Raw genomic sequence first — 25129 nt, forward strand, 5'->3', positions numbered from 1 at the left:
CAAGATAGTGCTGGTGTGCCTTAACTTAAGCGCTTTTGCTGATCAATAAAATCTATTGGGCAGTTTCCTTGTAAACGTTTAAACAAAGTTGAAAACACCTTGTGCTGAGTAAATGCCAATGCTTGCCAAATTTGGGTTGGCCGCATGCCGCTTTTTAGCATGTGTTTTGCACGTTCTACTCTATACATAGCCAAATACTGACGTGGGCTCACACCAATATACTCATGGCACCATCGTCTTAACGTAGCCATATGCACACCAAAATCTTTAGCTATGTCTTGCACCTGTATATCTGTTGGTGTGAGGTCTGGCTGACAGTTTTTGTGTTGGATCAGATTTTCAATGGTTTTATCTAATTGCAGCACAAAGTCCTCGCGCGAAAAGGGTTTTACCTTGGCCATAGGTGCTTCACTTAGTTCATAAATAGTAAGCCAAGTGTTGAATGTTTTATTTTTATGCACTAGTCACGATTTTTAGCTTTTTTTTTCCAACATTAAATTGATTTTTTATGCGCGTTTTAGGGAAAGATCCCTTATGGCTAAGGTGTTTTAATGGTTGTTGATATTTTTTAGTCAAATAAATGAGCCTAATAATGAAAAAAATAACTGCTGTATTCATCCTTGCACTAACGTTTTTAATGACTGCTTGTGGTGGCCCTGGTCAAAGTGATGCTGACTTTGATGGTGGCTATGTGTGGACCTCTGGCGATAAATATATGCCGTTAACAGAAGTGCAAGCGGCGTCTACACAAATAGCCAAAGGTGGTATGAGCATTTCAGCCTTAATGCGAGCGCCTAAATATTATTACGTGTTAGACAACACCCCCACAGCCACTTTGTCTAGTGATGACTTACAAGGTGTGTTTGTTAAAGGCGACTATGCCTTTAAAAACTTCTCACTTCACAAGCTAGAAGAAAAAACCTTGGCTGAAAACGAAGGTTTATTTGAAAACAAAGGCCCAGCAACAAAAGACCAAACTTTTTACTTTGCTGGAGAGCAAATCGACCTGTCTAAAAAAAGTGATGAATCTAACAATGGTTACTTTTTTAAGGTTTCAAACGAGCTTGCTGCCGGCAAATATGTGGCCTGGGTCAACTCTTCCTTTTGGATTTTTGAAGTTAATTAATCGCGTATTTTAAGGAGTAATAGCATGGTTAATTATAGCAAAGCTGTTTTGTGCTTAGTGGTGGTTTTTGGTTTGCTTGGCTGCGCATCCAATGTGTCTAATAGCCAAGTGAATTTTCAGTCTTCAGGGGAAACGTTAGATCTTAAAAAGCTTAAAGCGCCGTCTTCGAGTTTGTTTGTGTTGTTTAAATTAAATAAAGATAGACTCACTATTACCGATCTTAAACATTCTCTTGGAAAGTATGAAAGTATCGAAATAGATCAAGCCAATCACAAACTGGATTTTGACAGTGGAGACAGCCTTAAAGGTTGTCTTGAAATTGTGGCCAGCAAAGAATACAAATATTGTTCTCGAGCGGTTTATAGCGAAACCAATATTGATATGGGAGGGGTGTTAGTTGGCACTATATTGTACCCCATAGGGTTATTATCTATCGCCTCTGGAAATGGCGGCGACTTTTTCACTAAGCAAGAAATCGACAGCAAAGCTGTGTATAAAATTGGCTTATATTTAGAGTCAGAGCTAGCCAAAAGACGCACCGAACTTAAACAAGCCTTAGCCCAGCATAACTCTCAGTATTTAAAATCACAGCAGCCTTACTTTTTTAATTTGGTGAATCAGCAAGAAATACAAAAGGCGATTGCTGGAATAAAAAATCTTAAACAGCTCGAACAAATGCAGGGTATTTTGGCGCGCCTAACCAGTAACGAAAAAGTGGTGACTACCGCAAAGCTTAATGTGCGTAAAAGTAACAAGCCTCGCGCTAAGATAATGGGCAAATTAACCAAAGGACAGACCTTTACTCCCAGAGCAGAAAAAAATGGCTGGTATCAAGTTGATAAAGGCTGGGTATCGGCCAAATACGCCAAAGATATTAAAGACAACTACTCTGCCCAATTGGCTATTCTGAGTAATCAATTAGGGTTTGCCAATTCAAGTCAATCTTTGTTGGCTAAGCAAAATGTTAGCAGCACTGAAATATCAAAAGTGCTAAATAATAAAGCTGCGTTAAAAGGCGTAAGTAGCACTAAAATTGCCAAACTTAAAACCTTAAAAGAGCAGGCCATAGAGCGCGAAAAGTTTAATGCTGCTAAACGAGATAACAGCATTGCCGCTTATAATAGATTTTTAAAAATCTACCCAACAGGCGACTATGCCAAGCAAGCACTCGCGCTGCGTGAGCCGCTTTGGTTTAATCAAGCTAAGCAGCAAAATAGTCATAAAGCCTACCGCGCGTTTTTAGATGCTTACCCTCAGAGCCAATATTTTAATCAAGTACGTAGCAGTTGGTTAGCGTTAGCTAAGCAACAAAATAGTGTAGTGGCTTATCAAACCTTTTTAAACGGCTACCCTGTTGATGCTTATAGCCAACAAGCGCATCAAAAATGGTTTGAGTTAGCAAAGCAACAACACAGTATTAGCGCCTATCGCGAATTTCTTAAGAGTGAAGCGAATACCCAATTAATTGCACAAGCCAGCGCTTTGCTCGAACCGCTTTGGTATCAAAAAATTGCTAGCAAAGGTCACTACCAAGAGCTCAGTCGTTTTTTAATTGAATTGCCCAACTCGCAACATAAAACCAATATCAGTTATGCTCATAGCAACTGTACCCGCATTGCTAGGACTTATTTTACTTCGCGTGATAATTGTGTGGTAAATGTGCTGAAGCTAGATGAATTACGTAAACAAAACAGCTTTAAAGGCTATGCCAAAGCTTACGCTATTTCGGGGCGGGTAAATGATTTTAACCAAGCCCAAAAGCTAGCCAGTACAAAGTCTGAAAAACAAATTATTGAATATTTTGCCATTTTAGCCCTTAAAGATAAGTCGCGATTATTTGATTTTAGTCTCAGAGATCAGCATCAATATTTAGGCTCGCAAGATCATGCTACCTGGTTTGCCCAGGCCAAAGGCTCGTCTAAAGCTAAAATTAAAGGTCAATTAACCTTAAAACTTAAAGAAGACCCACCCTTTGAAATTAAATACGGCAGCTATCAAGTTAAATCGCAACTGAGTTTAAAAGCTTATTATGCCAAAGAGGTGCGCAGTAATTGGGTGGGCAATAGTAATACTAATCCAGTCGAAAAAGAGTCGGTGGAGCTTGGTTTTGAGATCTCTGCTACTTCTAACAAGCAAACCCAAGGTTACGACTTTGGAACCTATACCATAGCTTACAAAGACACTGGCATGATGGGAGGCTACACTGCCTACTATTTAGAGCGAGAAATTGAGTTTTCTGCCAACGTCAGCGCTATTACCCCTAGTTATCGACTCAACGTATTTTAAGGAGCTAAGCATGATGTCATTGCAAACAAAAGTGCTTATTTTGGTATGTGGACTTGGTTGTGCCCCAAGTTTTGCAAAAAATATCAATTTGAATGAATTAACTAAAGGCACCAACAAAACTGTGTATATAGGGTCAACTTCAGGCTTGGTAAGTACCAGTGTAGATAGTGTAAACAGCATGGCAAATAAACAGTATCGCGACAGTCAAAGGTACAGTAATTCGTCTTCTTCAAGTAGTTACTCAGACTCCAATACTTCGTCGAGTAGTAGCTCAAGTCGTTCCTCTAGCCGTTCAACGAGTAGTTCAAGCTCTGTTAGTTCGCGAGGGGTAAAAGAGGTATACAACGCTGGAACCAAAACCAAAGGTTTTACCAACTACCGAGTTAATTGTAAAAGCCGTGGCGGTATCACAGTGCACAAGCGCAGTGATGGTTTTTGGTACAATGTGACGACTAAAACGGGCGAAAAATACCGGCACTTATCTGCGCAAGACTTTGCTAAAAAATATTGTGGCTAGAGTAAAAGTGCCTTAAAAATTTAGCCATGCCTTGAGCTCAAGCTAATGTTTTAGTTAGTCAAAAGCAAAACCGTCGATAGACTGCACTATGGGCGGTTTTTTATTGCTTATGTTTTGTGTTTGGTTGGTTTTTTACCCTTAGACGACTACACTGTTGTTAATCTATTCAGGTATGGATCAGACTGAATAAACCAGCGCACACCTCTGTTGGTTAATTCTGCATTTCTGCACGTTTTCTACATTGATGGTCACCCAAACTATTCGTAAATTATTAAAGGAATAAGCTTATGAGCTGGTCAAAAAATAATGAAGCACACCGCACCCTTTGGACTTTTGTGAGGTTTAAACATCAACAAGCGGATGGCAGTTACCCTAAGTTTTCAGAAGGTGAAAATTGGAATGCTGATTTTTTAATTAAACATGTACCAGGTGAGTCGCCCGAAGCAAAACGTAGCAAAGCCACTAAGTTTGCTCATGACTTTGACGGTGTGGCCCGCAGTTTTACCGGCGCTACTTTTGAAGCCGGCTTTGATTATAACAGCGCCACAGCCGCGTTAATTGAAGCGCTATTAGACCCATCTCAAACCTTAGGTAACAGTTTGGGGGATTTGGTGGATAAGCTTTATCAATTTTTATCGGAGATTGATCAATGAATAAGTGCGCAAGGATGCCAAAATTAAGTTGTATTTTACTGCTGTGGGCTTTCTCTCAAGCTGCTTTTGCACAACAAGTACCACAAAGTTTTACCGATGGTATTACCGCGCAGTTTAGGCAGAAACACTGTGTTGATCATGCCTTTCCAGCAACACTTTGTGATCAGATTATCAGCCTTACCTCTTTTATGGCCTTAAATGGTAAAAACACTAGCGAGATTAAAGATGAGGTAACCAAACTAACTAAAAGCTATTTATCTAACCCCGATAACTTAAATGCAATCTTTATCAACTCCCCTAGTGCTAAAAAGTTGTTGGGTAATTTCCCGTTAGAGCTAGAGTTTACTCAACTTGAAACCAACAACAGTGATGCAGTACTAGGTTTAACCTATGGCTTTAATTACCAAGTTAAAAAAAGCAGGCTAAATGCCGGTGAAAACGCTCACATTCATTACGCTATTAGTTTTAACTCAACAGGCACTATTACCAAAAACGCTGCAGAAAACCCACACAACTTTATTGATAGTAAATTCACCTTAACCGGCAAGCGTTTGACTAATGTCCCTGCATTAAGCGTGGCGCAAAGAAACGAATTTAGACGTTTAATAGACGAAGACAATATAGATAACCCTGCATCTATTGCTAAAGCTAATAATATGCTTATGGGCGCTTTTACCAATCCTTGGTTTATTGAATACGGTCTAGAAATTGGCATAGAGTCTGATCAAGCCTTTAAAGCTAAAAATAAAAAACTCTCGGCCTTTAGTTACTTTGAATACGAAGATATGAGTAAGCAGTCGTTGCTGGGTGATTTAGGCATAGTGCCGTCGGTGCGGGTGGCGCTAGATAGTATTCAACCCAATAGCGACACACCAAGAGCGCTGGTTGGAGATAAGTCTTCATTTACTCGCGCATCCTTAGAAGCGGGTTTTTGGGTGCCACTTGGGTTTAAACAATTGGCTTTTACCTTTAGTTATCGTACTTACCAAGAGTTAGGCGCAGCTGAACTGGTTAAAACTGCTGGCTTAGATAAAACTCACCTTAGAACTTTCACAGTCACAGGGCCATTAGGTTTGTTTGCCAGTTATTCGTCAGGCAGTTTGCCTTTTAGTTTAAGTTCCGAACAAACTGTACAATTAGGCTGGAAGTGGCATTTTAGTGGCGATTAACCACTAATTAAAGGCAATAACTGGCCCATAGTCTAACTTTAAGCCCAGTAATATTTTGCTAACTACAAAATATTATTGGGCAAAGAAATAGCGTGTTTTACTTGGTTTTCGGTATTTGTCAGGATCAATACAAAGGCATTGTTAGCATCTTGCTTTAGCTCTATTGAAGTGAGGCTAGGGGCATTTTTATCTAGTGCCACTATAGTATCGCCTATGCGCTGATAGCTTGGGGTTTGCAAGTCTGGAAAAGCCTGAGCTGTGCCAGCCGGTAATTGCGCTAACGCCTTTTGCTTAAATTGGCCAGCGCTATTTTTAATCACAGGTAGGCGCATTATTTTAGCTGCAATTCGGGCCACCTCGCGGCGGCTTAAGATTTTTTGTGGTTCAAATGCTTGTTGGTTATCGCCGAGCAAATTATAAAAAGCCGCAGTTTTGGCGTTATGCAAATCGCTAGGGTAGCTAAAAGCATGGGCATCACTAAAATCAATCGCCTGATTGTCTAACAGTGAGCTTGGGTCAAGTAGTTGTAATGTATGGGTTAACACTTGGGCTAACCAGACTTTGCTTGCAGGTAAACTGGGATCAAAGTTAGCCTTGTTGGTCACTATGCCTAAGTTATAGGCTGCCTCCAAAAAGGTTGCTGCCCAGCTAAAGTCTTCTACCCCTTGTTTGGCGTTGATAATAACTAAGTTAGGGTAGTTGTGGCTGGTTTTTTTAAGCTGAATGATTTGTCTATTATGTGCCGCCATCATAATTAACTTTAACGCTTCTGCTTGTTTGATTGGCTGATTGGGAGAGAAAATACGTTCAGCTGGGTTTTCACCTGGTCGGCCAATCACTATGCCTTTTAAGGCAAGATAATGGAGATCGGCATAGTCGTTGTCTTGCGGACTAATGTCGGCAAACCGAAAGGGCATGTGTTTATCATCTCGCACAATAAAAGTTAAATTTAACACTTCATTTTGCTGTGCAAGTTTGGCCACTATTTTTACGTTATGTATGCCTACTTGGTTAAAGCTGTGTTGGTATTCATTATTTTCAGTGATTTTGCCCGGCCCCTTAAGCACTATAGTGTAATTGATCGCTAGGCTGTTTTTTAAAGTAAGGGGCAAGGTGATCAACTCGCCAACTTTGGCGCTATGGTTGCTAAAAATATAGGGTGAAAACACCTGGTTATACTGACTGCTTAATTGTTCGATACTGTCTGTTGCTAAAGCTTGATGTTGGTCCTGACTCAATAACCCAAACACTGATTCGGTGTTGTTGCTTGGGGCTTCTTTACCAAATAATTGGCTTAAAAATGCAATGACTTTTTGGTTCGAGGCATTTTGTTCAATTAAGGCCTGATTTTGCGCCATAAGCTTTAGCATAAATACCACTATGACCAACACAAACAAACTGCTGGCCACAGTTAACTTGGTGTTGCGCAATACAAAACTATTTAGCTTTTGCCACGCTGTTGGGCTAACCCATTCTGGCGCTTGTAAGTGTTCAATTTTATTTAAACCTTTTGCAAGTACGTCAAAACTAGCAATACGTTTGTTTGGCTGGGTAGCTAAACAGCTTTGAATGGTTTGTTGATACCAACTGCCCTGGGTAGTGTTAAGGGTTAAAAGATCTTGGGTTAGGGTGTCGAGTATTTTTGCCGCAGAATAAATATCGCTTTCCACTGTGAGCTGTTTACCCGATAAATGCTCGGGACTAGCGTATTGGTAGCTTGCGGCCTGAATGCTAGGTTTGGTTGGCGCTGGCTGGCCTGAAGATTGGGTTAAATTTTCCAATCGCCTAGCAATGCCAAAGTCCATTAACTTCACTTCACCTAAAGTATCAACCAAAATATTCGACGGTTTTAAATCAGCATGAATGATCATATTTTGATGGGCGGCATGCACAGCCGAACAAACTTTTTGGAAAAGCCGCATACGCGCCGCTAACGACATTTTTTTTTGCTCACAGTATTTGTCTATGGGTATGCCGTTTACATATTCCATTACCATATAGGGCATAGTGTGGTTATGCATGCCTACCGTATACATTTTGGCAATATTGGTATGGTTTAGGTTTGCTAAATGTTGGGCTTCTTTATGTAAAAAGTCTTCGCCTGCCAAGGCCACAATTGAAGGGTAAACAAACTTAATCGCTACTTGTTGCTGAATTTTTCCATCGTTTCGCTCACCTAAATATACCGCTCCCATGCCGCCTTGACCAAGCTTTTGGGTGAGCTTATAAACTCCTACTTGTTGAGTTAACAACTTATGTATTGCTTCGTCGTCTACTAAGGCATTGGCTGTGTGGTGAATGAGCCCGTTTATGAGTGTGCCATCTTGATTTTGGTAGTGTGCATCGATCAAGGCTTTAGTGGCTAAGTAGAGTTCGCTTCCCTCTGCGGCATAATCCGAAAGGCAGTTAAGCATATTATTTTCATCTATTGAAAATAGCTGCTGAAACAACGCAAGAGGCGAAGCAAAGTCTTGTTTATGCATGATTTTTTGTTTTTATGGGGATTAAAAACAAAGTATCAGAATCTTAAAGATGAAAGAAGTTTAAATCTTAATTGTTTGATTTTGCATGCTAATTTTTAATTTTCTAAGGTAAAAGCTAAGGGCAATAAGGTATCCATATTGACGGTTTTTATTTGCCCCGACTGAGTAGTTAAATGTACCTGGGTATCGGCGTTTGCAAACTCAGCAATTTTTTGACGACAGCCTCCGCAAGGTGGGCAAAAATCGTCATTAGGGCTGATAATTAAAATTTGTTTAATCTGTTTGCTGCCATGTGCCACCATAGCTGAAATTGCCCCAGCTTCGGCACATTGGCCTAATGGGTAAGAGGCGTTTTCGACGTTACAACTGGCGTGAAGTTGTCCTTGTTCATCCAGAATTGCCGCACCTACATGAAACTTGGAATAGGGTGCATGGGCATTTTTTTGCGCTTTACTTGCCATTGCAAGTAAGATTTTTCCTTCGGCGGTTAATTCAATTGCCATATATTTTAAATCATTAATTTATATCGGCCGCGTAGTTTGCGTTATTTTGCTAGTGAGATTCAAGTTTATTTCACTTTTAACTGCTCAGATAAGCCAAGCTTTCTTTACTTTTACCAGTAAATAAGCGAGGCTTAGAGGCATAGGCTTTCTTATTTTTTGCGTGGAATTAACATAGTTAATGCAACCAAGTGCTGCATTTTTTGTCGAAAATCCACACTATTTCAGGTTAAACATCTCAATTCATATGCAAACACGTCTGGCCATTATTTTTCTTTTCAGCGCGCTAATTACCGGTTGTGCTAGTCAATCCAATTCAGTACAAAACAACGGGCAAATGGGCAACTTGTTATTGGCCGAACCTGCGCCAATGAATCAGCGTTCGCAGTTAGCCATTGCGCGTTATAGTCATATTTTATCTTCTGCAGACTTAGAAGACGATCAAAGAGCTCAACTCTTGCATCAACGCGGCACCTTGTACGACAGTGTGGGTTTGTCGGGCTTGGCTTTGTACGATTTTAATCAGGCGATTCGGCTGAAACCTGATTTAGCAGAAGCTTATAACTCTATGGGTGTTCATTACACTCAACAAATGGACTTTATTCAGGCCTATGAAGCCTTTGATGCGTCTTTAGATATTAATCCTGAGATGGAATTTGCCTTTTTAAATCGTGGTATTGCACTGTATTACGGTGGCCGTCCAGATTTAGCCGAGCAAGACTTTGCTAAGTTTTACAACATCAATGCCTCTGATCCCTACCGAGCCATTTGGAGCTATTTAGCCGCCAGCAAAATCGACCCTCAGCAAGCTAAAGTTAAATTGGCCGAACTGCGTAAAAACCTAGATGAAACCAATTGGGCCACGCAGTTAGTCGATTTGTATTTAGACAAAGCAAGCGAAAGTGACTTACTCAACGCTTTGATTAAAGGGGTGGTCAGCCAGCAACAACTTACCGACCGCCTATGTGAAGCGTATTTTTATTTAGGTAAATACCATGCTGCCAAAGGGAATCGTGGGGTTGCCTCAAATTACTTTAAACTCGCATTGAGCACCAATGTGTTTGAATATGTAGAACACAGATATGCTCGCCTAGAGCTTAATTTACTTCGTGATGAAGCGAATCAAAGCAGTATCGACGACCATTACCCACAATAATCTATGAACTTAGTGCGCCATGGGGTGCTTGCCTTATTGTTTGTGCTGGGCCCAATTATTTTGCTGGTGTGGATTCAGGCGTTTAACTTAAACACCCTTAGCCCTAAGTTGTCTGCCCTAGTGCTATCACCACAACAAGCCGAACAACAACTTGTTCAAGCCCTTGGTTTATGGCAAAACAAAGACTATAAAAAAGCCCAAACGCTATTCAATCATTTAGGGGAATTTAGCTGGCCCGAGCCGCTACAAAAAAGCGTGAGCTTATATCAGTTTTATGCCAATGCTTTTGTGCAAAACAATCAGCTTAAGCAATTTAAGTCACTTATTTCTCAGCCAAAAGACTGTAAACAACAACTCTTGTTTGTGACTGCACATATGCAGTCTTTACCTCAAACTGAGTATTTCAGAGCTAAATTTGCCCAAGACTCACGCCTAAGGGCTTTACCAATTTGTGTGGTTCAGCAGACTTGGTTTGAACCCGAGGACTTAAGTTGTGCGGCTAAAACTGAACAGGGTGGGCGGATCAGTTGTGATTTGTCTGTGCTAGCTAAAAACATTCAACACTTGGCTTTTACTCATCTAGTGATTTTTAGCAAGCAGGGCAAAGCTAATGTACACAATGGCATAATGTTTTTAGATCAGCACGACAGTTATGATGTGTTTATACATGAGCTTGCACATTTTTCTGGGTTTATTGATGAATACCCTTTAAGCCAAGGCTTAGCTAAAAGAGTATGTAAAGGCGTTGAGGCGCCTAATATGGTGTTTAAAAATACCCAACAAAACAGTATTGATAAGGACTATTGGCAATCTTTAGGTTTGCCGCCACAACAAAAATTGCACCCCGCACGAACCTGCGACAATCACCCTAATCAAGCCTTTAAGGCGTCGAGTCAACTTACCTTTATGGAATATCACGACACGGCTTATATTCCTAAGCAATACCTTCAAGCCTGGCAACAACAGTTGCTAGATAAACCTAATCAACCTTCGGCACATGTTAACTTTGCCCAAGCCTTTGAAAAGGTTAATGATCAACAAGCCAGTCAATTTTGGCGGGCTAAATATCAGGCCTATTTAAACCGCCAGTCTCACTCTAATAACAATTTATAATCTTATGTGACAAGCTAGGGGCGCCAAGGGTATAATACTCGAACATCATTTTATCCCCTTAGTATTACATTCAACATTATGTCTCAGTTATTTCCAGTAGAAACCATTGAATATCCTTTCCCGGCTAAACCCGCGGTGTTGTCGAATGCGCAACAACAACATTATATTCAAGAAATTAAAGCCCTACTAAAACAACAAAATGCCGTGTTAGTAGCGCATTATTATACCGATCCCGAAATACAGGCCTTAGCCGAAGAAACCGGTGGCTGTGTGTCTGACTCCTTAGAAATGGCCCGATTTGGTCGAGATTGTGATGCCGATACCCTAATAGTGGCTGGTGTACGTTTTATGGGCGAAACCGCTAAGATCCTTAGCCCAGAAAAAAACGTGTTAATGCCCACCTTAGAAGCCACTTGTTCGTTAGATTTAGGATGCCCAATAGAATCATTTTCTGCTTTTTGTGATGCCCATCCAGATCACAAAGTAGTAGTCTATGCCAATACTTCTGCTGCTGTTAAAGCCAGAGCCGATTGGGTAGTCACCTCAAGTATTGCCTTAGAAATTGTTGAGCATTTAGATGCCATGGGCGAAAAGATTATTTGGGGCCCAGATCGTCATTTAGGCGCATACATAAATAAACAAACCGGTGCCGACATGCTGTTGTGGCAAGGTGAATGTATAGTGCACGACGAGTTTTCGGCAAAAGCATTAAAAGATATGCAGCATTTGCACCCAGATGCCGGAATTTTGGTGCATCCAGAATCCCCTGCTAGCGTAATAGACATGGCTGATGCGGTAGGCTCAACTACCCAACTTATTAATGCAGCACAAAAACTGCCGCACAATAAATTTATTGTTGCCACAGACCGCGGTATTTTTTACAAAATGCAGCAACAAGCGCCCAATAAAGTACTGTTAGAAGCCCCAACAGGCGGCAATGGCGCTACCTGCAAAAGCTGCGCCCACTGCCCTTGGATGGCAATGAATGGATTAAAAGCCATTCACGCGTCTTTATCTGAAACCAGTGGCCACGAAATTTTTGTTGATGATGCACTGCGTGAAAAAGCGCTGATACCACTCAATCGTATGTTAGATTTTGCTGCAGAATTAAAGCTTAAAGTAAAAGGCAACGCTTAGATAAATACCAAAAACTCGCGCGTTATGCGCAATTAATCGGCAATACTGGTATTAATAACGTTTTTTCTTGATCCAACAAGTTGAATTCCATACCATACGCCGCGCTAGAAAGTCAGATTAGACACTGACTTTCAACAAAATTTAAAAGTTTTCGGAGAGGTGGCTGAGTGGCTGAAGGCGCACGCCTGGAAAGTGTGTTTAGGGTTAAACCTAACGAGGGTTCGAATCCCTCTCTCTCCGCCATATACAAAAGAACCCGCTTAACGCGGGTTTTTTTGTATATGGCGGAGAGAAATGACTTGGTTCGAACTTTCGGTTCGACAAAATGTCTGGAACATTTTGCACCGCCTCTGGCGCCCGCAGGGTCAGGCACATGGATGTGCCTGAGTGAATCCCGCACAGTAATCACTAATATCCACTTTAATGTTGAACCCTAAACTTAGCGGGCTTTTTTGTATTTGTTGGTTTGAGTCGTGATAAGAATAATTGTGTATTAGGATTAAATTACTCTTGGTAACAAAGCTCAATTTTATCCTGAATTTGCTTTTTGAGTTTTTCATTCTCAGCACTTAAACCATATATAGATTCTAATTTATTGATTTCAGAAAGAGATTGTTTAAACCATTCAAAAGCACTCGTTTTGACTTCTTCAACCTGTAATAGCACTTCACCGTAATTATGTAATATTAAAGCTAAGTCACTCAGTCGTTCTGGGGTTTCGCCAAACTTTTGAATTATGTTCCGTCGAATGTTGAGGGATTCCTGATGCCACTTTTCAAACTCATTAACATCGCCGCTTAGTCGCCAAGACACTATGGCCATACTATTTAGACAAACACTTATATCACGCTGTCGTTGAGGTGTATCACCATACTTTTGAACTAGAGTGCGACTTAAACTTAATGAGGATTGATATAGCTCAAGTGCGAGTTGAGCTTCTCCATATTTTTGTAACAACACATCAGCCATTTTGTTTTGTTTTACCCAGATACCTCGTAATTGCTCAGGTGATTCGCCAAAAACATCATTTATATGCTCAAGCTTTTCCATTGACTCCATATACAGCTTGCCAGCGGTTTGCGGATCTTTTTCTACCAACATATCGGCTAGCCGTTCTTGAATAGTACTAATGTTAGATAATATTTCCGGCGTGTCACCAAACTTCTCAACGATATAAAAATTTATTTCCAATGACTCTTTGTAAAGGAAATGAGCTTTCTCGACATCACCTTCTACTTCTAATGCCAACTCTGCTTGCTTATCAATAGCCAAGCCTATATGTCTGAGATGCTTAGCTGTTTGACTGTTCTTGTTACGAGTTTTAGCAATGTCTAATGCGGCAGTATAATGTTTTTTAGCTAGTTCGGGGTGATTGATAAATGTTTGATAAAGTTCACCAGTGGCCATGCTCCACATAAAGCTAGATTCACTAAAATACCTTTCATCTTTTGCTGTATATAAGGAGTGTGCTATTTCATGTGCAAAGTTTGTTAACTCTTGCGAACGTGTACTTTCAAGATTTGCGCACAAATTTAGGTATTGAGGCGCACACACTAGATGTTCAAAAAAAGCTTTAGGAATATTGGTTTTGTTGTCCAGCACACTAAACCATTTTAGAGCTAACTGATTTTCTTTATTTTGCTCAAAAAGTCGGTCTATTAACGCCTCAAAAGCATACGCCCGTGCAGAAATGTTTATGTCGTCAAAGTTTGTAGCATCAGCCATATAGCTAATAGCATATTCACAAATTTGCATTTGGTCATGAGTAGATAGCATATTCAGTTTGTCTGGCGCTAACCATTGATCAACAACCAAATTAAAAAGTTGGTTAAGTGAGCTGAATTTATCTGGCCATTCTTCTTTTAAGTAATTAAGTGCTACGGTTTGGTAGACTTTTTGTTGAAACTCGTGACCTGTTTCACTAAATGTTTGAATGAGAACATGAATCGATTCTGCATCTGAGAACAGTGGGGCCGAGTGTTCGTCACTCAAGGTTTGCATTGCTTCGCTGGCTTCTATTAAGTCTAGTACCAAGGGGCGTTGAAAGGCGGCACCGAATAATGCACCAGTCATTAATATCTGTTGGATGTCATCGTCTAAATCATCGAATCGTTCGTTAATTTTTGTGTATAAGCTGGTATTTTTTAACTTGGCAAGTTTGTTCTTACCTTGTGAGCTTAAGCCTTGTTGAGGATCACCATCAATAAAATGGCGCTGCGGTTTGTCCAACAGTAGCCTAAGCATTTCTTCCATCGCTCTTGGATTGCCGTCTGACTCTGATACCAACATTAGCTGTTCTTCAGTTTCAATATAAGGAAGTGCTTTTTTAACGATGTGTTCAAGTTGAGAGTTTTGCAACTTTGACAACGATAAAATGTGGGCTGACTGTTCACATTTTTTTCCAAAGTATCCAGTCAATTGCTTTAAATTTTCGAAATCATAATCGGTGCAATGGCTATCAAATTCATGCCACTCTTTTGCCCAATGAGTACACAAGACAATAAGTGGCCAATTCTTTTCTTCAGCTTCGTTAACAATTAAAAAAAGCGCATGCAGGCTGATTGGGTCAATCCACTGAGCGTCATCTAGTACTAATACCACAGGAATACTTGGCGCGTCTTTTTGCGAGGAATCCAAGAATAGCCTCAGAGCACTAAGGGTCTTATCAACTAATTCTTCAACTCGTTTGGCCAACAGTTCAGTCATGTCTAAGGTGGCATTTTTTTTAGCACTTCGCTGAGTTTTATAGAGTTCAAACAAAGCCAAAGTATTGCCTACCAACCCTACCGAAGCGATGTCTGCAATAATGCTGGTAAAGGCCAAGGACGCATCGACATTTGATTGCTTAACATTGCGTTTGCGTAAAATTGGCTCTGCATTAGCCGCCAAATGTCGGTCATATGCTTCAAATGGACTTTGATGAGGAATGGTATTGCGGGATTCGGGTTCAGGAAACCGCATAGACCACCAAAGCCATGGTATTTCAGCCTTGGGATTTAATATTTCAGGTTGAAGTGAAAGGTTACGGCCTACATTTAACGATGGCGGCCAATAGGCGTTGTCTTGAGGGGATTGTGTTGATGCTAAGTGGCGATAGAATTGTTGAACAATACGGGTTTTACCTAATCCTGTTTCACCCAGTAAAACCGCTAGCTGTGGTTCGCCTGTTTTGGCTTTTTCCCAAATTTTATTTAGTTGTTGTAACTCCGCTTCCCTACCTAAAAAAATACTTTCCCAACTTGACACTTTTTATTCCTAAACTTATTTATGCTTTTTATCAATAGCTTACAACGATAATTAGGTATCTTAAAGTGAAAGGTTCAGCAAAATATGCCGTCCAATGCACTCTTTGTTGCAGCGCTATTCGGTACAAATAGCCGGCAATTCAGCGGTGCTATCGGAGATTTTAATCGCGATATCGCTTAAGTAGCGTTCTGAGTTTGAGGACACAACTAATTCGCCGTTGGCGAGTGACATGTTTTCACCTTTATTAAAGGCCATGGTAGCTGCTTAAAAATGAGTTCAACTTTAAGGGAATAACTTCACTTCAATACTGCTCCCTAAATTTAGCATTCTTGTGTAATTGCTCGGCCTAAACTGGGAGGAGAGCCCTGTCAATCCCAAACACCTACTAGCCAACAATACCCACTTCAACCCTAAGCCCTAAATTAAGCAGCACCAAAAGCTAGCCTTGGTTTAAAACCATTATTTTTTATACTAAATTTCCTATTTATTCTTAAACCTTTATCAACATTAAAAAAAGGTAAGATCCATGCTTGAAGATAAAATGAGATTTCTAACCCTAGCAACAGAAATTGAAGCTGAAGCTAAGCGCATGGTTAGCTTAGGAGAGGATGCAGATTATCAAAAAATGATATCTCTGATGCAGCAGCATATACAGCTGGCAAAACAGATAAAGCTAAGCTCTCCCTTTGAAGAGCAAGTTGCTGATATAACCGACCTAGATAGAAGGATAAAAAACTATAAGCGCACAGGAGTGTTTGAGGCATCGAGTTTTGCCAACAAACGGCATTAGGCATTAGTACTAAGGTACTAAATATTTTTTTTGTTTATTTGGGTATTGTGGCTGGCTTAGTGTGTATGCCTAGTGGGCATGGTTATTCAAAAACGAGGAAAAGATATGCTTAATGGCAAAACTGCATTAATCACTGGCTCGTCTAGTGGTATTGGCTTAGCAACTGCCCATGTGTTGGCCGAGCAGTGCGCAAATATAGTCTTGCATGGTTTGGTAAGCGATGCCGAAGGGCAGGCACTCGTTGAGGAATTTGAGGCTAAGTATGGCATTAGTGTTATGTTCGACGGGGCTAACTTGGCCGATTCAAGTGAGACTAAAGCTTTGGTAGAAAATGCCGTGGCTAAGATGGGGAGTATTGATATTTTAGTCAATAACGCTGGCATTCAGCATACTGAAAATATTGAGCATTTTCCCGAAGAAAAATGGCATGCCATCATTGCTATTAATTTATCCTCTGCATTTTTTGCCATGCAAAAAGCTTTGCCTATGATGCGAGCTAAGGGCTGGGGCAGAATTATTAACATTGCTTCTGTGCATGGTTTAGTTGGCTCATTAAATAAGTCTGCTTACTGTGCGGCCAAGCATGGCATTGTTGGGTTAACTAAGGTTGCGGCGTTAGAAAATGCCGATAAGGGCATTACCGTCAACGCGATTTGCCCAGGATGGGTGGATACCCCATTAATTAATGCACAAATTCAAGGGATAGCCCAGAGCCAAAATATTAGTATTGAGGATGCCAGAGTTAAGTTAGTTACTGCCAAGCAACCTTTACCTGATATGGCTAATCCACGCCAAATTGGCGAATTGGTGCTGTTTTTGTGTACAGATTCGGCGCGTTCTATTAGTGGTTCTGCATTACCTATGGACGGCGCTTGGACTGCCCAATAAGCCCTGTTATCTAAGGTTTTTGTTATTTCACAACTGGTTTCATTGGATGCAGGCCTAACTTGCTGGTTAGTTTGGGCCTGTTATTTAGCTTTTTGACCGAAATAACCTATTCAAAGCTGTTTCTTTATTGCATTATTAGCCCCCCAAATCGCCGCCTTGTAAGGCTTTACTTATAAGGTGTGCGCTTAAAAAACACATAATAATAATTGAATCTTTAACCAATACAGGGGCGTTACTTTATGAACACTAGCATTAGCTTGCCCAAACTTATTTCAAGCTTGTGTGTGACTGGCGCGTTAATGGCTTGTCAGCCAAGCTCGGAAAAAACCTCTCAACCTACTAATAGCCAACCTACTGCGGAAGAGGCCAAAGCATTTGTTGCAGAAGCCGAAGCGCTGTTAGAAAAACATTATGATATAGATGCTAAAACCTACTGGGTGCAAGCAAACTTTGTGACTCACGATACCAATGCTTTAGTGGCAAAGGTCAGTGAAGAAGGCACCAAAAGAGGCGTTTCTTTAGCCAATCAAGCTAAGCGTTTTAATGGCATTGAAGTAGACTATGATACTCGTCGTAAATTAGAGTTTTTAAAAGCCGGTTTAACTTTACCAGCGCCAGATGATGATGCACTAACCAAAGAGCTGGCCACTATTACTTCTAATCTTGATGCAACTTATGCAAAAGGTTGTACTGAAAATGGTGAAGATTGTTTTGTTTTGGGTGAGTTAAGCGATACTTTGGCAGATCCTAAAGCCACAGCAGAAGAAAAACTGACTGCATGGCTAAATTGGCGACAAGTATCACCGCAAATGCGCAACGATTACCAACGTATGGTCGAAATTGCTAACCAAGGTTCGAAAGAATTAGGTTACGCCGACACTGGTGCTTTATGGCGTTCAAAATACGATATGCCCGCTAACGATTTTGCTTTAGAAATGGACAGAGTATGGGGCCAAGTTAAGCCATTATACGATTCCTTGCAATGTCATGTACGCGCCAAGTTAAACCAAAAATATGGCGACGAAATAGTGGATACCAACAAGCCTATCCCAGCTCATTTGTTGGGTAATATGTGGGCGCAAAGTTGGGGCAATGTGTATCAAGACGTGGCGCCACCTTCAACTGTACCCGCTACAGATGTTACTGAGCGTTTAGCTGTTAAACAGTACAGCGAAATTGAAATGGTGCGTACCGCCGAAGACTTTTTCACATCTTTAGGTTTTGAGCCTTTGCCCGATACATTTTGGACACGTTCGTTGTTTGTTAAGCCTCAAGATCGCGACGTACAGTGTCATGCTAGCGCTTGGGATTTAAGTGTAAGCGACTACCGTATTAAAATGTGTATTAAGAAAAATGCCGAAGATTTTGTGGTTATCCATCACGAGTTAGGGCACAACTTTTATCAACGTGCTTATAACCTTAAGCAGCCTATGCTGTATCGCTCAAGCGCCAACGATGGTTTCCATGAAGCCATTGGCGATACTGTTGCTCTATCTATAAACGACAGTTACCTAAAAGAGATTGGTTTAATAGATGAAGTGCCAGATGCCGCGGGTGATTTACCTTACCTAATGAAAATGGCGTTAGATAAAGTGGCATTTTTACCCTTTGGTTTGTTAGTAGATAAATGGCGTTGGGGCGTATTTAACGGTGATATTCCAGCGGATAAATACAATGCCGGTTGGTGGGAGTTGCGTGAAAAATACCAAGGTATTGCTGCTCCTGTGGCGCGTACTGAGTCTGATTTCGATCCTGGGGCCAAATACCATGTACCAGGCAATACTCCATACTCTCGATATTTCTTAGCGCATATTTTGCAGTTCCAATTCCACCGCGAGCTTTGCAAAATGGCCGGCATAGATGGCCCATTACATCGTTGTTCTATTTACGGTAACAAAGAAGTGGGCGCTAAGCTTAATGCTATGTTAGAAATGGGCTCAAGCAAGCCATGGCAAGACGCATTAGAAACCATGACTGGCTCTAGAGAAATGGATGCCTCAGCTATTATCGATTATTTTGCCCCACTAAAAACTTGGTTAGATGAGCAAAATGCTAACCGCAGCTGTGGTTGGTAACGACTTAGCTTTAAACAAAACCTTAAGGGCAATTATTGCCCATAAAGCGATAAGCCCCGTTTGAAAATTCGGGGCTTTTTTGATACTAAGGCTAAGCATAAAATAACAGACCTTAGGTTATAGCATAGGCAACAACTATTTAGATAATACCCATAAAGTAGGGCATACTAGGGGTGATAGTTAGGCATTAGATAACCTCTAAGGATAGTTTTATATAAGTGCAAAAAATTAAACTTACACAAGACGAAAACCTTTCGATCAAGGTGAGCTATTTATTAAATCCCAGCGATCACCAAAGATTTGATCTGTATTTTTCGCTGCCCGACGAAATGGGCATAAGCGCTAAAACCTTAGAAGAAGATCAATACTTTAATAGCAGTATTCATTGTCATAGCGCCTATTATTCCGACAATCTGCATTTACCTCTAGTACGAAGCCGCTTTATCAGTCAGCGTAATGGTGAACAAAGTGATTACCGTTTAAATTTAAATTTGTTTTCTTATCAAATTAGAATCGCCTTAGACACAGATATTAAACAAACCATTAAATTAAAAGACAGCCAAGAGTTTTACCCCAAAGCCATAGAACTTGCCGAACAAATCTCGGGTTTGCTTAAAAAACTTAGACGTTACACTCCGCCAGATAAAAAGCTAAAAGCCTACTTTGAAAACGCCGACAATTATTTAAGCTGGCAAGTAGAACAAGGCTTTTTAAAACTGTTATCGCGTGCCCCAAAAAGTAGCGACTACAGTAGCGAACACCAGTTTTTAATGACCTTTTGCCGTAGTGAAAATCAGTACCGTTTAGAAAATAAATATAACTCTAAAGTTACCTTAGACGATCCCAATCGCATCACCAATAAAATGCGTTTGTTACAAAGATTAATTGAATATGGGGTAGTGTTTCAAACTGAAGTAAAAAGCCTAAATGCCAATTTAAACCGTGTAGTGAAAGGCACAGTTACCGCCATTATTATGGCCTTTGTGATGGCATTTATTTTAGATGCGCGTACTAATATTTCTGAAGTTACCATAGCATTAGTGGCAATGTTGGGTGTGGTATATGGGTTAAGAGAAATATTTAAAGATGATCTCACCCGTTTAATTTGGCGCTTTATTCAAAAGGGCTTACCCAAATGGAAAATTATTTATAGCCACAGTGTTGATAAGTTAAAAGTGGCCACCCAAACCTTGTGGTTGGAATACATTAAAAATGCTGATCTTCCTAAACAGGTAGACGAATTATTGCAAACTCGCCGTCAGCAAAATAAACAAGCCGCCCAACTTTTGCACTTTAGAAGCGACACTAAGGTGAATGCTAAAGCCTTTTTACCCGGTTACGATACTATTCAACAAAGGGTGTATTTTAACCTAACGCCTTTTGTCAGATATTTAAAAAAGGGTAAAGGCCGTTTGTACTCTTTAGACAGTAATAAAATTACTAAAGAAGCAGTAGAAAGACGTTATCAAATCAACCTAGTGTTAATGCATACCAATCAACAAGAGCAACAACAATTACAGCGTTTTAAGATCACCTTAAATCGCTCAAAAATAATTAATATCGAAGCCATAGAAATGGGTGAAGAATAACCGCAAGTTTTGCTTAACTATTGAATACCCTAAAAATTTTTTGATAGCTAATATCAGCCAAACTTTTGCCAGTACTGGAAAATGAGCTAACTTTTTAGCAAAGTGCTGTTAACTAGTGTTTTAGATTCTTTGTACTATATTTCTGCATATCTTTGTATTGGGGGCCATATCATCGCAACTAAATCTGTACTCAAATATAGTTTGTTATGTTTAATCTTTCTGGGGGCTAGCCAAACTGCTGCTTTTGCTGACGAGGCTTTTGTCGAAAAAGTGAAATTCAGTGGTTTTGCACGTTTAGTAGGGGGGTACCTAGATGAACAAGATGCCACCTATTTAAGTTATGGCAATCAGTTAAGTTTTTCAGAGCAGTCTTTGTTGGCTTTGCAGGCCGATGCGAGTTTTACCGATACTATTAGTTTATCTGGGCAATTATTATTGCATTCTAGTGATGAGCGAGACTCAGGCATAGAGTGGTTGTATTTAGCCTATCAGCCAAATTCAGACTGGCGATTTAAAGTGGGTAAATTAAGAACGCCCTTTTTTAGATACTCAGATGTTATTGATGTCGGCTTTTCTTATCCTTGGATTTCACCCCCTCAACAAGTATATAGCGGCTTTTTATTTTCAAATTACGAAGGCCTTAGTGCCACTTATTCCTTTCATATCAATCCATTTAATTTTGACTTAGAGGCCTATTACGGTAGGTATAAAGGTGAATTTTCGCGGGCAGGCGAACAGGTAGCTTTAGAAGTTAACGAAATTAAAGGGCTAATCTTTACCCTTTATAATGGCAACCTTAGTGCACGCGCCTCTGCTATTCAGTCATCTGACTTTTTTACCGAGCTGGGGGAGTTCGAAAGCTTTGCCAATACCTTAGAATTGGCAGGCTTTGTTGATATAGCAAATTCCTTGCGAATTAATGGTGATGCCACTGGTTATCAAGCCAATATCAATTACGATACCTTAGATTATTTTGCTGGCGCCGAGTGGGTTAAAATCCGTTCAGACCTGTTAGTGGTACCAGAAGTCGATGCTTATTATTTAACTTTTGGCTATAACTTTTATCCATTTCAAGCTCATATTACTTACTCAAGCTCTAAAACTAATTATGACATTCCTGAAAATGTCATTCCTAAGAATGTCTCAGTGCCTCTAACCCAACTGTCATTTGCTTACGACGGGATTACCTCTAACCTACCGCTCTATTCTTTAGACTCTATCTCTTTAGGGTTACGTTGGGATATTAAATATAATTTAGCCGCAAAAGCAGAGTTGACTTTGTTAAATGGCAAACCCAATGAAAACTCTTTTTTTGAAAATATTAGTGACCCTAATTTTGATCGCAAAGCCAGCTTGTATCAAATAGGCGTAGAGTGGGTATTTTGATGAGAGTGCTAAGCAAAATAATCACTATACTACTGATAATGCTGGCTTTTTCTAACGCCAATGCCAAGGGCATAATAGTGGTGGCTAATACCGAACTTGCCAATGTGAAGATTGAAAAACGTCAGTTGCGTGATGTGTTTATGAAAAACAATACCCAGTTTAAGTTAGTGCCTTTGACCTTATCACCGGCTAATAATGCAAGGCTGATCTTTAATACTAAAGTTGTTGGCTTAACCGAATCGAGGATCCAATCTTATTGGGCGCAAATGCGATTTGGTGGCAAAAAACAACCTCCACTTGAATTTGAAACTGTTGACAGTTTGTTGGCTTATTTAAAAAGCCATAAAAACACTGTGGCATACCTACCAGATAATATTGAAGTTCCAGAAAATTTGACGATTATTTACCGGGTGGAATAAGTCGTGATTCTGTAAATAGGCTTAGATTGAATCTGTACGCTTTAATGCATACCGCTGTAAGCCTTTAATAATTGGCCTTTGAATTAGCACTTTTAATACCGCTCCCCACATTGGGATTTTGAGTTTTGGCTCAAACTCAATGGTATAGAGTAAATGAGTTTGCGCGCCCTTGCGACTAAAAAACAATTCCCCTTTATGATTTTTTATTGGGCTACCTTGGGTCACTTGATAGGCAATGTATTGATTGGCTTTAAACGCTGTGATGGTTTCTACAAAGGCAGGGGTAGGGAAGATCGCCACGCGTCGCTCACTGCCCAGGGCATTTTTATTGTCTTCTTTGCTGTCTTTAATACGAGTAATGTTAAAGCCTAAAATTTGCCCTAAGGTTTTGTGATCACTCAAATCTGCAAATACCTGCTCTATAGGTTTATCAAAATACTGCTCAATTTTAATAAAAAGCATGGCTTATCTTTAGGGCTTAAATTTAAGTCAGTGTAACCAAAGTAACTGCAGCATGAAACGCTAACCGTATTTTTTAACAACTTCTTAAGTCTATTGTTTTGTGTGATAAATTAAAGACTTTGCTTAGTTTCAGGTATGGATTTAAACAAGGAGTGATCTATGTCAGTACTTTCACATCAAGCGTTTATCGAATATTGCCAAGTACAATTACAGCAGGTGTTTCAAGCCACTAAACAAGGAGCCCCAGACTTAAAGGCTAAACATCAAGTTCAAGGTTTATTGCGTGCGGCTGAATTATTAGGAGTGATCACCAGAGAGCAAGCAACAGCTCTAATTGAGCAGCAGCACTTTGTGGTATTTGGTCAAAGTGTGCAGGATAGAGAGCAGCGCAAACGCACCTTAGCCGCAGTCAAAGGGTTTTCTGCCAGTGAGTTTTTTGACATTCCGGCTATTGAAAGGCGTAAATAATTCTGCCTTATAAGTCCTAGCTCAAAGGTTGGCTTGCTGGTTTAAATAATCAAGGCTTTGACGCACTATTAATTGCGCACATTGAATACTGGTATTAAGGTCAAAGCTAAAATTCTCTCGGTAATAGCGCCAACTTGAAGCACTCATTACATAACGAATATTTGCCGCTGATAACTTTATTAAGGCTTTATCACATTTTGGGTAATGCTGTTCTAGCAAGGTTATTAATTCTAAATACCTATGTTTAGCAGAGGTATTAATAATCCGCGAAAGCAGCAAGGGATCGAATAATATTTTTAGTACCTTAGGTTGCCCTTCTAAACTGTTAAACAGTTGTCCTACGTATTCTTCTAAGTGGTTAACGCTATTAGGCAGTGGTGGCAGCTGCAATTGTTTGTGCAGATGATCTGCCAGGGCATCTAAAAAGGCCTCGCGGCTAGTAAAATACCTAAACATTGTGCGTTCAGATATTCCCGCATGGTCTGCGACTTTTTTAAAACTAATCTCACTTATCTTGGCTTGGCTGGCCAACTCAGTGGCAGCGCTAAGCAATAATTGTTGGGTGAAATCTGCTTTTTTCTGTTGCAAGCTCGACATATTATTTATTTTTTTATCATACGTCATGACAGTGTGGCGCAATTCATGAAATTCGTCTACTTTTATTTTAATTCAGTAAAAACCAAGGAGATATAAAGTGGCAACTAAACCCATAGTAAAACTTGCTAACCAAGATGAATGGCTACAGGTGTTAGGCATGCAAATTAAATTTTTGTGTAAAGGTACAGACACTCAAGGACGCTATTCTAGTTTATTAAATACAGTGCCTAAGGGGTTAGGGGCGCCACCGCATAAACATCCTTGGGATGAAGCCTTTTATGTAGTGAAAGGTCAAGTTGAACTGCAGCTTGAAGAAAAACGTTATAACCTAAATCCAGGCGATTATGTGTTAGTGCCGGCAAACTGCACCCATAGCTTTACTGGACTATCGGAAGAGGAAGGGTTACTAATTGCTTTTGAGTCTCCTAGCCATTCTCACCAGTTTTTCCAAGAAATCAACGACACAGTCACCAATATCCCCAAGGATTTAAGCAAAATGCCTGCTATTGGTGAACGTCACCAAGTGACTTTTATGTAATGTAAATTGAATCAAATTTAACTTAAAAAAGGGAAGATTCTTATCTTTTTAAAGGGCGCCTTGCCCTAAACTAAAGATGTAGTAGATGTTGTGCCCACAGCCAAAACTTAAATGAGGTGAACAAATGGCCCAACTAGCTGATTATAAAGTAATTAACGACACCCCTACACACATTGCCAGTAATCAAAGTCAGACTTTTGACTTTATTTTGTCAGACAATGTAATTCAATCTGGAGCGGCACAAAGGCCTTACTTTCTGATTACTGAAACTCTATCTGGAGGCTTGCCTGGGACTGTTTCCCTTAGCCTAAACGGGCAGCAAATTGAGTCAAGAGAGGGTGATGCCAACCAACCACTAAATTACAGCCTACAAAATTTGCGAGTGGTATTGTTTGATGGCAGTTTATTAAATTCGGGGCAAAACTCTTTAACCTATTCGGTGACTACCCAATATGACTTACGCTGTGATCTTTATAGCCTAATAGTGCATTTTCAACGTAATGTATAAATCCTAGCAGCCGTATTTTTGGG

At 40.2% G+C, this 25129-nt stretch carries 23 protein-coding genes and 1 tRNA gene; 18 read left to right on the forward strand and 6 right to left on the reverse strand.

Annotated features, from left to right (window positions below):
- Positions 1–20 precede the first annotated feature (20 nt).
- On the reverse strand, positions 21–401 hold the full coding sequence (locus ACVCDT_RS03245) for a helix-turn-helix domain-containing protein (RefSeq protein WP_447131320.1): 381 nt from the start codon (positions 399–401) through the stop codon (positions 21–23).
- Positions 402–592: 191 nt separating this feature from the next.
- Here ACVCDT_RS03245 and ACVCDT_RS03250 point away from each other — a divergent pair, with 191 nt between their 5' ends.
- From ACVCDT_RS03250 to ACVCDT_RS03270, 5 genes are all read left to right on the forward strand, one after another.
- Entirely contained in the window at positions 593–1126 is a 534-nt protein-coding gene (locus ACVCDT_RS03250) for a hypothetical protein (RefSeq protein WP_447131321.1), read from the forward strand.
- A gap of 24 nt (positions 1127–1150) precedes the next feature.
- A complete protein-coding gene (locus tag ACVCDT_RS03255) occupies positions 1151–3412 on the forward strand; it encodes an SH3 domain-containing protein (protein ID WP_447131322.1) in 2262 nt (753 codons plus the stop codon).
- A 10-nt stretch (positions 3413–3422) separates the two neighbouring features.
- Positions 3423–3929, forward strand: a complete 507-nt coding sequence (locus ACVCDT_RS03260; protein WP_447131323.1) for a hypothetical protein — start codon at positions 3423–3425, stop codon at positions 3927–3929.
- Between the two features lie 287 nt (positions 3930–4216).
- On the forward strand, positions 4217–4582 hold the full coding sequence (locus ACVCDT_RS03265) for a hypothetical protein (RefSeq protein WP_447131324.1): 366 nt from the start codon (positions 4217–4219) through the stop codon (positions 4580–4582).
- A gap of 14 nt (positions 4583–4596) precedes the next feature.
- A complete protein-coding gene (locus ACVCDT_RS03270) occupies positions 4597–5751 on the forward strand; it encodes a hypothetical protein (RefSeq protein WP_447131325.1) in 1155 nt (384 codons plus the stop codon).
- Between the two features lie 62 nt (positions 5752–5813).
- Here the strand turns inward: ACVCDT_RS03270 and ACVCDT_RS03275 are convergent, their stop codons facing one another.
- Positions 5814–8234, reverse strand: a complete 2421-nt coding sequence (locus ACVCDT_RS03275) for a serine/threonine protein kinase (protein WP_447131326.1) — start codon at positions 8232–8234, stop codon at positions 5814–5816.
- 95 nt (positions 8235–8329) lie between these two features.
- Positions 8330–8737 (reverse strand): cytidine deaminase, encoded by a 408-nt coding sequence (gene cdd, locus ACVCDT_RS03280; RefSeq protein ID WP_447131327.1) that lies wholly within the window; start codon positions 8735–8737, stop codon positions 8330–8332.
- A 244-nt stretch (positions 8738–8981) separates the two neighbouring features.
- Here cdd and nlpI point away from each other — a divergent pair, with 244 nt between their 5' ends.
- From nlpI to ACVCDT_RS03300, 4 genes are all read left to right on the forward strand, one after another.
- Positions 8982–9890: a lipoprotein NlpI gene (gene nlpI / locus ACVCDT_RS03285; protein ID WP_447131328.1), complete on the forward strand. Its 909-nt coding sequence runs from the start codon at positions 8982–8984 to the stop codon at positions 9888–9890.
- A gap of 3 nt (positions 9891–9893) precedes the next feature.
- Positions 9894–11003 carry a hypothetical protein gene (locus tag ACVCDT_RS03290; protein ID WP_447131329.1) on the forward strand — a complete coding sequence of 370 codons (1110 nt, stop codon included), beginning with the start codon at positions 9894–9896 and terminating at the stop codon, positions 11001–11003.
- A gap of 78 nt (positions 11004–11081) precedes the next feature.
- Positions 11082–12140 (forward strand): quinolinate synthase NadA, encoded by a 1059-nt coding sequence (nadA, locus tag ACVCDT_RS03295; protein WP_447131330.1) that lies wholly within the window; start codon positions 11082–11084, stop codon positions 12138–12140.
- 153 nt (positions 12141–12293) lie between these two features.
- Positions 12294–12383 (forward strand) — tRNA-Ser (locus ACVCDT_RS03300).
- Positions 12384–12644: 261 nt separating this feature from the next.
- Here ACVCDT_RS03300 and ACVCDT_RS03305 read toward each other — a convergent pair.
- Positions 12645–15386 carry an AAA family ATPase gene (locus tag ACVCDT_RS03305; RefSeq protein ID WP_447131331.1) on the reverse strand — a complete coding sequence of 914 codons (2742 nt, stop codon included), beginning with the start codon at positions 15384–15386 and terminating at the stop codon, positions 12645–12647.
- 526 nt (positions 15387–15912) lie between these two features.
- Between ACVCDT_RS03305 and ACVCDT_RS03310 the strand changes: the two genes are divergently transcribed.
- From ACVCDT_RS03310 to ACVCDT_RS03335, 6 genes are all read left to right on the forward strand, one after another.
- A complete protein-coding gene (locus tag ACVCDT_RS03310; protein WP_447131332.1) occupies positions 15913–16176 on the forward strand; it encodes a hypothetical protein in 264 nt (87 codons plus the stop codon).
- Positions 16177–16281: 105 nt separating this feature from the next.
- Entirely contained in the window at positions 16282–17064 is a 783-nt protein-coding gene (locus ACVCDT_RS03315; protein WP_447131333.1) for a 3-hydroxybutyrate dehydrogenase, read from the forward strand.
- 239 nt (positions 17065–17303) lie between these two features.
- On the forward strand, positions 17304–19139 hold the full coding sequence (locus tag ACVCDT_RS03320) for a M2 family metallopeptidase (RefSeq protein WP_447131334.1): 1836 nt from the start codon (positions 17304–17306) through the stop codon (positions 19137–19139).
- A 218-nt stretch (positions 19140–19357) separates the two neighbouring features.
- On the forward strand, positions 19358–20728 hold the full coding sequence (locus ACVCDT_RS03325; RefSeq protein ID WP_447131335.1) for a hypothetical protein: 1371 nt from the start codon (positions 19358–19360) through the stop codon (positions 20726–20728).
- A gap of 102 nt (positions 20729–20830) precedes the next feature.
- Positions 20831–22114 carry a TonB-dependent receptor gene (locus ACVCDT_RS03330; RefSeq protein WP_447131336.1) on the forward strand — a complete coding sequence of 428 codons (1284 nt, stop codon included), beginning with the start codon at positions 20831–20833 and terminating at the stop codon, positions 22112–22114.
- Positions 22102–22533, forward strand: a complete 432-nt coding sequence (locus ACVCDT_RS03335) for a hypothetical protein (RefSeq protein ID WP_447131337.1) — start codon at positions 22102–22104, stop codon at positions 22531–22533. Before ACVCDT_RS03330 ends, ACVCDT_RS03335 begins: the two co-directional genes overlap by 13 nt.
- Before the next feature lie 21 nt (positions 22534–22554).
- Here the strand turns inward: ACVCDT_RS03335 and ACVCDT_RS03340 are convergent, their stop codons facing one another.
- The gene (locus tag ACVCDT_RS03340; RefSeq protein WP_447131338.1) at positions 22555–22995 is read right to left on the reverse strand and encodes an SRPBCC family protein; all 441 of its coding nucleotides are present in this window, start codon (positions 22993–22995) and stop codon (positions 22555–22557) included.
- Between the two features lie 159 nt (positions 22996–23154).
- Between ACVCDT_RS03340 and ACVCDT_RS03345 the strand changes: the two genes are divergently transcribed.
- Complete coding sequence (locus ACVCDT_RS03345) at positions 23155–23463, forward strand: hypothetical protein (RefSeq protein ID WP_447131339.1); 309 nt, start codon at positions 23155–23157, stop codon at positions 23461–23463.
- A gap of 21 nt (positions 23464–23484) precedes the next feature.
- Here the strand turns inward: ACVCDT_RS03345 and ACVCDT_RS03350 are convergent, their stop codons facing one another.
- Positions 23485–24060, reverse strand: coding sequence for a TetR/AcrR family transcriptional regulator (locus tag ACVCDT_RS03350; RefSeq protein ID WP_447131340.1), 576 nt, complete (start codon positions 24058–24060; stop codon positions 23485–23487).
- Positions 24061–24157: 97 nt separating this feature from the next.
- Between ACVCDT_RS03350 and ACVCDT_RS03355 the strand changes: the two genes are divergently transcribed.
- Together ACVCDT_RS03355 and ACVCDT_RS03360 are read left to right on the forward strand one after the other, a co-directional pair.
- A complete protein-coding gene (locus ACVCDT_RS03355; RefSeq protein ID WP_447131341.1) occupies positions 24158–24598 on the forward strand; it encodes a cupin domain-containing protein in 441 nt (146 codons plus the stop codon).
- Positions 24599–24722: 124 nt separating this feature from the next.
- Positions 24723–25106: a hypothetical protein gene (locus tag ACVCDT_RS03360; protein WP_447131342.1), complete on the forward strand. Its 384-nt coding sequence runs from the start codon at positions 24723–24725 to the stop codon at positions 25104–25106.
- Positions 25107–25129: the final 23 nt, after the last annotated feature.

The sequence above is a fragment of the Paraglaciecola aestuariivivens genome, from assembly GCF_052983255.1.

Bases quoted from the DNA above. Each gene is read 5' to 3' on its own strand.
- ACVCDT_RS03245 (WP_447131320.1), bottom strand. From the start codon at position 401: ATGGCCAAGGTAAAACCCTTTTCGCGCGAGGACTTTGTGCTGCAATTA.
- ACVCDT_RS03250 (WP_447131321.1), top strand. From the start codon at position 593: ATGAAAAAAATAACTGCTGTATTCATCCTTGCACTAACGTTTTTAATG.
- ACVCDT_RS03255 (WP_447131322.1), top strand. From the start codon at position 1,151: ATGGTTAATTATAGCAAAGCTGTTTTGTGCTTAGTGGTGGTTTTTGGT.
- ACVCDT_RS03260 (WP_447131323.1), top strand. From the start codon at position 3,423: ATGATGTCATTGCAAACAAAAGTGCTTATTTTGGTATGTGGACTTGGT.
- ACVCDT_RS03265 (WP_447131324.1), top strand. From the start codon at position 4,217: ATGAGCTGGTCAAAAAATAATGAAGCACACCGCACCCTTTGGACTTTT.
- ACVCDT_RS03270 (WP_447131325.1), top strand. From the start codon at position 4,597: ATGCCAAAATTAAGTTGTATTTTACTGCTGTGGGCTTTCTCTCAAGCT.
- ACVCDT_RS03275 (WP_447131326.1), bottom strand. From the start codon at position 8,234: ATGCATAAACAAGACTTTGCTTCGCCTCTTGCGTTGTTTCAGCAGCTA.
- cdd (WP_447131327.1), bottom strand. From the start codon at position 8,737: ATGGCAATTGAATTAACCGCCGAAGGAAAAATCTTACTTGCAATGGCA.
- nlpI (WP_447131328.1), top strand. From the start codon at position 8,982: ATGCAAACACGTCTGGCCATTATTTTTCTTTTCAGCGCGCTAATTACC.
- ACVCDT_RS03290 (WP_447131329.1), top strand. From the start codon at position 9,894: ATGAACTTAGTGCGCCATGGGGTGCTTGCCTTATTGTTTGTGCTGGGC.
- nadA (WP_447131330.1), top strand. From the start codon at position 11,082: ATGTCTCAGTTATTTCCAGTAGAAACCATTGAATATCCTTTCCCGGCT.
- ACVCDT_RS03310 (WP_447131332.1), top strand. From the start codon at position 15,913: ATGCTTGAAGATAAAATGAGATTTCTAACCCTAGCAACAGAAATTGAA.
- ACVCDT_RS03315 (WP_447131333.1), top strand. From the start codon at position 16,282: ATGCTTAATGGCAAAACTGCATTAATCACTGGCTCGTCTAGTGGTATT.
- ACVCDT_RS03320 (WP_447131334.1), top strand. From the start codon at position 17,304: ATGAACACTAGCATTAGCTTGCCCAAACTTATTTCAAGCTTGTGTGTG.
- ACVCDT_RS03340 (WP_447131338.1), bottom strand. From the start codon at position 22,995: ATGCTTTTTATTAAAATTGAGCAGTATTTTGATAAACCTATAGAGCAG.
- ACVCDT_RS03345 (WP_447131339.1), top strand. From the start codon at position 23,155: ATGTCAGTACTTTCACATCAAGCGTTTATCGAATATTGCCAAGTACAA.
- ACVCDT_RS03350 (WP_447131340.1), bottom strand. From the start codon at position 24,060: ATGTCGAGCTTGCAACAGAAAAAAGCAGATTTCACCCAACAATTATTG.
- ACVCDT_RS03360 (WP_447131342.1), top strand. From the start codon at position 24,723: ATGGCCCAACTAGCTGATTATAAAGTAATTAACGACACCCCTACACAC.